This is a genomic window from Alterirhizorhabdus solaris (genome assembly GCF_007785815.1).
In the GTDB taxonomy this organism is placed as follows: domain Bacteria; phylum Pseudomonadota; class Alphaproteobacteria; order Sphingomonadales; family Sphingomonadaceae; genus Alterirhizorhabdus; species Alterirhizorhabdus solaris.
The window spans coordinates 1-8,049 of the sequence record NZ_VNIM01000143.1; the positions used below are offsets into that span (position 1 = coordinate 1).

The following is an 8,049-nucleotide window of genomic DNA, read 5'->3' on the forward strand; positions in this document are numbered from 1 at the left end:
ACCCACAGCAGCAGCAACGCCGCCACCGCCACGAACACCGCGAGGAATACCCCCGCGAACAGCGGGTGCCCCAGGCGCCCCGCCGCCGCGCCGGATCGACCGGACGACCCTGTTCATGGTGCTGGGTGCCGGCTTCGCCTCGGCGCTGCTGCTGCTGTGGGCGCTGGGGCAACCGCTGTTCGCGGGGGTATTCCTCGCGGTGTTCGTGGCGGTGGCGGCGTTGCTGCTGCTGTGGGTGCGGCGAAGCCCCGTACCGGAGGTGCCCGAAAGCCTCGGGCCGGACTGGTCGCTCACCCATGCCGCGATCGAGGACGGAGCGCGGCCGGTGGCGATCACCGATCGCGCAGGGCAGCTGGTGTGCGCCAACCGGCTTTATGGCGAATGGTTCGAGGGCTGGCCGGCACCGCCCGATCTGCCGCTGCGGCAGGATGGCACCGCGCGGCTCGCCGCCGCGGGCCGCGCCGCCTGGCGTGACGGAACGGCGGCCGCAGGGGATTGCGCCGGCGCGCACGGGTGCTTCGACGTGCGGGTGGTGCGGGTCGGCCGGCGCGACGACCATCTGCTCTGGCGCTTCGCCCCCGCCCGCTCGGTCGATATCGTCGCGGAGGCGCAGCGGCTGGTGGAGGGGGCGGGCGGCAGTCGCCTTGCCGCCGCCGGCGTGATGGCGGCGCTGGTCGACGGCAGCGGCAGGCTGATCGCGGCGAACCGCGCGCTGCAGGTCCGCGCGACAGGGATGGCGGACGCGGACATGGCGGGCCGCCCGTTCACCGATCTGCTGGTGACCGGCACCGACGATCTGATCCGCCTCGCGCGCGAGCGGGACGGCGGCGAGCCGGTGCGACTGGTGCAGGTGCCGCTCGACGAGGGCGATACCGGTGCCCCCACCGTATTCCTGCTGCTGGACGAGGATGGCCGGGTCGCCAGTACCCAGCCCGGCGCGCACGACACCGCCACCGCGAACGTGCACGCGCTGCTGGCCATACTGCCGCTGGGGTTGGCGCTGGCCGAGCGGGACGGGCGCATCCTGTTCATGAACGAGGCGTTCGAGCAGGCGGCCGCGATCCCGCCCGGCCAGTCCGTACTGTATCCGGGCGATCTGGTGGTGAAGGAGGACAAGGCCGCGGTGTCGGACGCGGTGCGTCGCTTTGCCGCGGGGCATCGCATCTCGGGCGATCTGGCGGTGCGGCTGCGCTGGCGGGCGGAGGAGCCGGTGGCGCTGACCATCGCCGGCGCGCGCGGGCTGGGCGATGCGGTGGTGCTGCTCAGCCTGAAGGACAACAGCGAGGAATCGCGGCTGAAGCGTCAGGTGATGCAGGCCACCAAGATGCAGGCGGTGGGCCAGCTGGCCGGCGGCGTGGCGCATGATTTCAACAATATCCTCACCGCCATCATCGGCCATTGCGACCTGATGATGATGCGCCACGCGCCGGGCGACAGCGATTACGACGACATCCAGCAGATCCGCCAGAACTCGAACCGCGCCGCCAGCCTGACCCGCCAGCTGCTCGCCTTCTCGCGTCAGCAGACGTTGCGGCCGCAACTGCTGCAATTGCCGGACGTCGTTTCCGAGGTGTCGAACCTGCTCCGCCGCCTGCTCGGCGAGATGGTGTCGCTGACGGTGAAGCATGGCCGCAACCTGGGGCCGGTGCGCGCCGATCCGGGGCAACTGGAGCAGGTGATCGTCAACCTGGCGGTCAACGCGCGCGATGCGATGCCGGCGGGCGGCACCGTGGCGATCCAGACCTATGCGATGTCGGCGGCGGACGTGCGTCGGCTCGACATCGATATCATGCCGCTCGTCGATTATACCGCGCTCAAGGTCTCCGATACCGGCACCGGCATTCCGCCCGAGGTGATCGGCAAGATCTTCGAGCCGTTCTTCACCACCAAGGAGGTCGGCAAGGGCACCGGTCTGGGCCTGTCCACCGTCTATGGCATCGTCAAGCAGTCCGAGGGATTCATCTTCGCCGATTCGGTGGAGGGGGAGGGGACGAGCTTCGTCATCTACCTGCCGGTCCACCGCGCCGGCCTGCCGGTCGAGCCGCTGCCTGCCCCGCCGCCGCGCGAGAAGCCGACCGAACTGTGGGGCACAGGCACCGTGCTGATCGTGGAGGACGAGGATACGGTGCGCGCCGTCGCCGAACGTGCGCTCACCCGGCAGGGCTATACAGTGCTGACCGCCGCCAACGGCGAGGAGGCGCTGGAACTGCTCGCCACGATCGCGGCGGAAGGCCGGCCATCGGTGGATCTGCTCGTCTCCGACGTGGTGATGCCGACGATGGACGGGCCGACGATGGTGCGCCACGCCCGCGAAAAATACCCGGACCTGCCGATCCTGTTCATGTCGGGCTATGCCGAGGAGCAGCTGCGGCGCTCGATCGACCTCGACCGCGTCGCCTTCATCGCCAAACCCTTTTCCGTGCAGCAACTTGCCGGCGCGGTGCGCGATACGCTGGTCGGCAAAGGGTCTAGCCCGGGGGCGTAACAATGGGTATCAGGGGGCCATGAACTCCCCCCTCTCGGTCCTCATCGTCGAGGACGAACCCCTGATCTCGATGATGCTTGAGGATTTCGTGGAAACCCTTGGCCATACCGTCGCCGGCACCGCCGACTGCGTCTCGGATGCGTTGAAGCTGGTCGAGGCCGGCGGCGTCGATATCGTGATCCTCGACGTGCGCCTGCGCGGCGGCGAGGCATCGTGGCCGGTGGCCGATCGGCTGGCCGATCGCGGCATCGCCTACCTGATCTCGACCGGCGGGCATGTCGATCCGCCCCCCGCGCGGCACGCCGCCGCCACGCAACTGGCCAAGCCGTTCACGATGGACGGCATCAGCAAGGCGATCGAGACGGCTACGGCCCGCGTCTGATCTTCTTGCGTTCCCTACTTGTTCCTATCGTCGCCTCGCGCTATATCGCGAGGCGTTGACGGCGCGCACGCGCGATCTACGAGGGAGCCAGAGGCCATGGCGGCACAGTTGAAACTCATCGGCACCGAGAAGGAAAAGTCCGACATGGACAGGCAGAAGGCGCTCGAAGCGGCTCTCGCGCAGATCGACCGGGCATTCGGCAAGGGCTCGGCGATGAAGCTGGGCAGCCGGGAGAAGGTGGAGATCGAAGCCGTCTCGACCGGATCGCTCGGGCTGGACATCGCGCTCGGCATCGGCGGCCTGCCGCGTGGGCGCATCGTCGAGATCTACGGCCCGGAGTCCTCGGGCAAGACGACGCTGGCGCTCCATGCCATCGCCGAGGCGCAAAAGGCGGGCGGCACCGCGGCCTTCATCGACGCCGAGCACGCGCTCGACCCGGGTTATGCAAAGAAGCTCGGCTGCGATATCGACAACCTCATCGTCTCGCAGCCCGACACCGGCGAGCAGGCGCTGGAGATCACCGATACGCTGATCCGCTCGAACGCGATCGACGTGCTGGTGGTCGATTCGGTCGCCGCACTGGTGCCGCGTGCCGAGATCGAGGGCGAGATGGGCGACAGCCACGTCGGCCTGCAGGCCCGGCTGATGAGCCAGGCGCTGCGCAAGATCACTGGTTCGATCAGCAGGTCGAAGACGCTGGTCATCTTCATCAACCAGATCCGCATGAAGATCGGCGTGATGTACGGCAGCCCGGAGACGACGACGGGCGGCAACGCGCTGAAATTCTACGCCAGCGTCCGGCTCGATATCCGCCGCATCGGCGCGATCAAGGATCGTGACGAGGTGGTCGGCAACTCGACCCGGGTGAAGGTGGTCAAGAACAAGGTCGCGCCGCCGTTCAAGCAGGTCGAGTTCGACATCATGTACGGTGAGGGCGTGTCGAAGATGGGCGAGATCCTCGATCTCGGGGTCAAGGCCGGCATCGTCGAGAAGTCCGGCGCGTGGTTCAGCTACGACTCGATCCGCATCGGGCAGGGCCGCGAGAACTCCAAGACCTACCTCAAGGAACATCCAGATGTCGCCGAGCGGCTTGAAAAGGCGATCCGCGCGAACGCCGTCGGCATCAGCGAAGCGATGATGGCCGGGCCGAGCGCCGAGGACGACGCCTGATCCTGTGGGCGGCGGGCTTTCCGGTCCGCCGCCGATCGGCTGACATTGTGGGATCAGTCCCGTTGCGTAGCGTTTGACGGCAGGTCGTGCGGACGGATAGGCCTGTGCGGCCATGAGTATCATCGTCCATCATCTCGAGAATTCCCGGTCGCAGCGGATCCTGTGGCTGCTGGAAGAACTGGGCCTGCCCTATTCGGTGAAGCGCTATGCCCGCGAGCCGAAGACGATGCTCGCGCCGCCGGCGCTGAAGCAGGTTCATCCGCTCGGCAAATCGCCGCTGGTCGAGCATGACGGGCGAGTGCTGGCCGAGACGGGGGCGATCGTCGAGTATCTGGTCGAGCTTGGCGGCAGGCTGGGTACGCCGGGGAACCGTGACGCCGCGCTGCGCTACCGCCACTTCCTGCACTATGCCGAGGGGTCGATGATGCCGCCCTTGCTGTCGCTGCTCATCATCCAGCGGCTCGGTCTGCTCGGGCGGCCGGTGCGGGGGTTCGTTCAGAAGCTGCTCGACGGCCACCTCGACTGGCTGGAGACGGAGCTTACCGGCCGGCCGTGGTTCGCCGGCTCCGACTTCACCGCCGCCGACGTGATGATGAGCTTTCCACTGGAAGCATCCCGCCAGCGCGGCGGACTGGATGCGAGCCGGCCGCACCTGACCGCGTGGCTGGATCGCATCCATGCCCGCCCGGCCTATGTGCGCGCGCTGGCAGCAGGCGGCCCCTATGTCTTTGCCTGACCGCGAGGGTTTCGGGGCCTGCGGGTGCGGCCGTATGTCGCGCCGACCGGTGTGGTCGGAACGTCGGCGGATGCGACGCGGCCCGCACCGGCGACAAGACAGCCGGTGGCGCTATCCCCGAGGTCTCGCATGAGGAAACGCCGCCTCATTGTCGCCCTGTTCGGGGCCGTCGTCCTGCTCGATGCGCCACTGGCTGGAGCGGCACCGCACCCGTTGCCGCAACAGGCCGGTGATGCGGTTCCCGATGCGGCCACCCAGCGCGCCGTGCTGGCGGCAAGCTACGGCTATTTCGCGGACAAGGATGCCGGTCGTTATCCAGCCGCGTACGGGCGTTTCGCCGCCAGCGTGCGCGCCTACCTGACGCCCGGACTTTATGCGACCGAAGCCGCGAACTTCAACGCCGCCGCCGGAAAGGTTGGCGAGCGGCGGATCGTGGTGCTCGACTGGGCGCAGGACCCGCCCGAGGCGCCCGCGCCAGGCCTTTACGTTTCGGCGGATTTCGTCGCGCGCTTCGCCAACCTGCGGCTGCATTGCGGTTACCTGATGTGGCATCGCGAAGCCGACGGCGTCTTCCGCATCGTCCGCGAGGAGCAGAGCTTCCTCGACGAGCAGGCGGCCAGCGCGATGACGCCCGAACGATTGCGCACGCTGCCGCGAAAATTCGGCTGTCCCGGCGCTGCGGACTGATTCTTGGCGGCACGCTTGAGTAGCGTGCCCGCCTCGCCTAAATCGCGGGGATGAGCTCGACAAACGACATCCGCCGGTCCTTCCTCGATTACTTCGCGGGGGCGGGGCATATGGCGGTGCCCTCCGCGCCGCTGATCCCGCACAACGATCCGACGCTGATGTTCGTCAACGCCGGCATGGTGCCGTTCAAGAACGTGTTCACCGGGCTGGAGAGCCGCCCGTACACCACCGCCACCAGCAGCCAGAAGTGCGTCCGCGCCGGCGGCAAGCACAACGATCTCGACAATGTCGGCTACACCGCGCGTCACCACACCTTCTTCGAGATGCTCGGCAACTTCTCGTTCGGCGATTACTTCAAGGAACAGGCGATCACCCATGCCTGGACCTTGCTGACGCGCGAATGGGGCATCGACCCGAACCGCCTGACCGCCACCGTCTATCACACCGACGACGAGGCGTTCGACCTGTGGCGCAAGATCGCGGGCCTGCCCGAGCACCGGATCATCCGCATTCCCACCAAGGACAATTTCTGGGCGATGGGGGACAACGGCCCGTGCGGGCCCTGCTCCGAGATCTTCTTCGATCATGGCGATCACATCCCCGGTGGCCCCCCCGGCAGCCCGGACGAGGATGGCGATCGTTTCGTCGAGATCTGGAACCTCGTGTTCATGCAATATGAGCAGGCGGCCAACGAGATCGTCGGCGAATTGCCGAAGAAGTCGATCGACACCGGCATGGGGCTGGAGCGCGTCGCCGCCGTGCTGCAGGGCGTCCACGACAATTACGATACCGACACGTTTAAGGCGCTGATCGCGGCCTCGGGCGAACTGACCCGCACGGCTACCACGGGCACGACGCAGGCCTCGCACCGGGTGATCGCGGACCATCTGCGTGCCGCCGGCTTCCTCGTGGCGGATGGCGTGCTGCCGGCCAACGAGGGGCGCGGCTACGTGCTGCGGCGGATCATGCGCCGCGCGATGCGCCACGCGCACCTGCTGGGCGCGCCGGAGCCGCTGATGCACCGGCTGGTGCCGTCGCTGGTGGCGGAGATGGGCCTGGCCTATCCGGAACTGGTCCGCGCGCAGCCGCTGATCGAGGAGACGCTGAAACTGGAGGAAACGCGCTTCCGCCAGACGCTCGCCAACGGCCTGCGCCTGCTGGACGAGGCGACCGGCGGGATGAAGCCGGGCGAGACGCTGCCCGGCCGCACCGCGTTCAAGCTCTACGACACGTTCGGTTTCCCCTACGATCTGACCGAGGATGCGTTGCGCGCGCAGGATCTGGCGGTCGATCGCGCCGGTTTTGATGCGGCGATGGCCGAACAGAAGGCGGCGGCGCGGGCGGCGTGGAAGGGATCGGGCGAGCGTGCATCGGACGACGTGTGGTTCGATATCGCCGAGGCCGAAGGCGGCAGCGAATTCATCGGCTATGCAAGTCACGAGGGCGAGGGCAACATCGTCGCGATCGTGCGCGAGGGCCGCCGGGTCGATCACGCGCAGACCGGCGAGGAGGTGGTGATCCTCACCAACCAGACACCGTTCTACGGCGAGAGCGGCGGACAGAGCGGCGACGTTGGCACGATCACCGGCGAGGGCGGCTTTTCCGCCGAGGTGACGGACACCGCCAAGCCGCTCGGCCGGTTGCACGCGCATCGCGCGGTGGTGGAAGGCGGCGAGGTGCGCGTCGGCGATGCGGTGCATCTGTCGGTCGATGTCGCCCATCGCGGGCAGGTGCGCGCCAACCACAGCGCCACGCATCTGCTGCACGCGGCGCTGCGCCACGCGCTGGGCGGGCATGTGACGCAGAAGGGCAGCCTCGTCGCCGCCGACCGCCTGCGCTTCGACTTCGCCCACCAGAAGGCGATGACCCCGGCCGAGATTGCGGCGGTGGAGGCCGAGGTGAACCGCCATATCCGCGAGAACGACGCCGTCACAACCCGGCTGATGACCCCCGACGACGCGATCGCCGCCGGCGCCATGGCGCTGTTCGGCGAGAAGTATGGCGAGGAAGTTCGCGTCCTGTCGATGGGCCGCGCCGATGCCGACACCTATTCGGTCGAGCTGTGCGGCGGCACGCATGTAAACGCGCTGGGCGACATCGGGCTGTTCAAGATCGTGGCGGAAAGCGCTGTCTCGTCCGGCGTGCGGCGGATCGAGGCGCTGACCGGCGAGGCGGCACGCGCCTGGCTGACGGCGCGTGAGGAGCGGCTGAAGGAAGCCGCCGCCGCGCTGAAATCCGCGCCCGACGAGGTGCCGGCGCGTGTGATCCAGCTGGTCGAGGAACGCCGCCGGCTGGAGCGGGAACTGGCCGAGGCGAAGAAGGCGCTGGCGCTGGGCGGTGGCGCCGCGAAGGCCGACGGCGCCGGGCCGGAGCAGGTGGGTGGCCACGGCTTCATCGGGCAGGTGATCGAGGGGCTGGACCCCAAGGGTCTGCGCGGCATCGTCGACGAGGCCAAGGGCCGGCTCGGCTCGGGCATCGCCGCGATCGTGGCGGTGAACGAAGGACGTGCCTCGGTGGCGGTCGGGGTGACCGACGACCTGAAGGGTGTCGTCAGCGCGGTCGATCTGGTCAAGGCGGCGGTGGCGGCGC

General features: G+C 68.4%; 6 protein-coding genes. All 6 read left to right on the forward strand.

Annotated features, from left to right (window positions below):
- Positions 1–115 precede the first annotated feature (115 nt).
- Complete coding sequence (locus FOY91_RS19905) at positions 116–2,485, forward strand: hybrid sensor histidine kinase/response regulator (RefSeq protein WP_145155611.1); 2,370 nt, start codon at positions 116–118, stop codon at positions 2,483–2,485.
- A 19-nt stretch (positions 2,486–2,504) separates the two neighbouring features.
- Positions 2,505–2,867, forward strand: a complete 363-nt coding sequence (locus tag FOY91_RS19910) for a response regulator (protein ID WP_145155613.1) — start codon at positions 2,505–2,507, stop codon at positions 2,865–2,867.
- 96 nt (positions 2,868–2,963) lie between these two features.
- Complete coding sequence (recA, locus tag FOY91_RS19915; RefSeq protein WP_145155615.1) at positions 2,964–4,037, forward strand: recombinase RecA; 1,074 nt, start codon at positions 2,964–2,966, stop codon at positions 4,035–4,037.
- A 112-nt stretch (positions 4,038–4,149) separates the two neighbouring features.
- Positions 4,150–4,773, forward strand: coding sequence for a glutathione S-transferase family protein (locus tag FOY91_RS19920; RefSeq protein WP_145155616.1), 624 nt, complete (start codon positions 4,150–4,152; stop codon positions 4,771–4,773).
- Positions 4,774–4,902: 129 nt separating this feature from the next.
- Positions 4,903–5,460 carry a DUF4019 domain-containing protein gene (locus FOY91_RS19925; protein WP_145155618.1) on the forward strand — a complete coding sequence of 186 codons (558 nt, stop codon included), beginning with the start codon at positions 4,903–4,905 and terminating at the stop codon, positions 5,458–5,460.
- A gap of 50 nt (positions 5,461–5,510) precedes the next feature.
- The coding region (gene alaS, locus FOY91_RS19930) for an alanine--tRNA ligase (protein ID WP_145155620.1) at positions 5,511–8,049 on the forward strand (2,539 nt) is incomplete at its 3' end.

Excerpts from the sequence above, each read along its gene's own strand:
- FOY91_RS19905 (WP_145155611.1), top strand. The coding sequence starts at position 116 with ATGGTGCTGGGTGCCGGCTTCGCCTCGGCGCTGCTGCTGCTGTGGGCG.
- FOY91_RS19910 (WP_145155613.1), top strand. The coding sequence starts at position 2,505 with ATGAACTCCCCCCTCTCGGTCCTCATCGTCGAGGACGAACCCCTGATC.
- recA (WP_145155615.1), top strand. The coding sequence starts at position 2,964 with ATGGCGGCACAGTTGAAACTCATCGGCACCGAGAAGGAAAAGTCCGAC.
- FOY91_RS19920 (WP_145155616.1), top strand. The coding sequence starts at position 4,150 with ATGAGTATCATCGTCCATCATCTCGAGAATTCCCGGTCGCAGCGGATC.
- FOY91_RS19925 (WP_145155618.1), top strand. The coding sequence starts at position 4,903 with ATGAGGAAACGCCGCCTCATTGTCGCCCTGTTCGGGGCCGTCGTCCTG.